Origin of the sequence: uncultured Kiloniella sp., from assembly GCF_937128705.1 — a bacterium.
GTDB lineage: Bacteria > Pseudomonadota > Alphaproteobacteria > Kiloniellales > Kiloniellaceae > Kiloniella.
Window position 1 is genome coordinate 1 of the sequence record NZ_CAKZMP010000438.1, and the last position, 1,313, is coordinate 1,313.

A 1,313-nucleotide genomic window follows, 5' to 3' on the forward strand; every position below is an offset into this window, starting at 1 on the left:
GTTGATGATCTGCTGGATATCTCTCCGCTCTTTGAAACGGGAACTGCGCTAGAACGTGGCAGTGAGGTTATTGCCGAGCTTCTGGAGAACGAACATTACCGTGCCTATGTCGAAAAGCGCGGTCGTTTGTGCATTCAAACCGGTTTCTCTGATGCCGGACGCTATTTAGGACAGGTCTCGGCGTCACTTGCTATCGAACGTCTGCATATGAAGCTGGCACGGTTGCTTGCTGATTATAATGTCAAAGGCGTCGAGGTTGTTATTTTTGATACCCACGGCGAATCAATGGGGCGCGGGGCGCATCCGTTGAGCTTTAATGATCGCCTTAAATATGTGTCTTCCCCGATGACGCGCTCATTATTTGCGGCGAACAATATTCCGTTGAAACAGGAAGTCAGCTTTCAGGGCGGGGACGGATATCTCTATTTCGGAACACCCAAGCTGGCCCTGACCACTGTAACCCGCTTGCTGGAACATGCGCTGGGTAAGCCGACTGTGGATGACGAGGATGCTTTTTATACCAACACAGACTATTCATTGGATTTCTTTTTAACCCTGAAAGACTTCCACGAAAGTACGCTAGAGAACAAAGATTATGCAGCACTTCTGGGGTCTTTCAGTACGAATCTTTTGTATCAGACAGGATCGCGAAAAAGCAAACGTCAGCACGACAAACATCACGGCATTGATCGGGGGCATCCGTCCCAAATCAGAGCGATTCCTCATAATGCGATCCTTCAGCAACTGGGCTATCTGGCTAACACGGCGGGTGGTTTCGGTACGGCGATATCTAGAGATCTGGATGCCTTTGTGAAATTGCACAGAGAATCTGACCGGGTTCGACGCTTTATGGATATGGTGTCCTATGCAAAAGGTCTGAGTAGTTTAAACACACCAGAAGCTTATGCGGCACTTTTTAACCCCCGATATTGGCTTGCGAAGGCTTACGCCGTAAAGCATACCGAACGGGCTCGTGATCAGCTTCGCCTTTCTAACCTTGTTGGTGATACGCAGCGTTATGATGGTATGAACAGAATGCTCCAGGTTTTCCGTCAAGATGCGATCCACCTCCACGGTGGGTTGGATGCGCTGGCTGCTGATGGGCAAGAGAAGGTCTTCCCTTTCGATACCCGTCGGCGAATCAATCTGATCATTCTACATGTCGTTCGTTTGTGTCTCATTCAGGAAATTTTCTTGTTGGCGATGCGCATTCCTGCCTTTGCCAACCGCGATGATTTAACGCTTGAGGATTTGATCCAGGATATTATCGCGATGGAAATTCCGGCAGCTTTAGAGGAACTGAAAGCGACTTT

1 protein-coding gene is annotated in these 1,313 nt (G+C 48.9%); it reads left to right on the forward strand.

Annotated features, from left to right (window positions below; genetic code table 11):
• The coding region (locus Q0241_RS22350) for a phosphoenolpyruvate carboxylase (RefSeq protein WP_299381605.1) at nucleotides 1–1,313 on the forward strand (1,313 nt) is incomplete at both ends.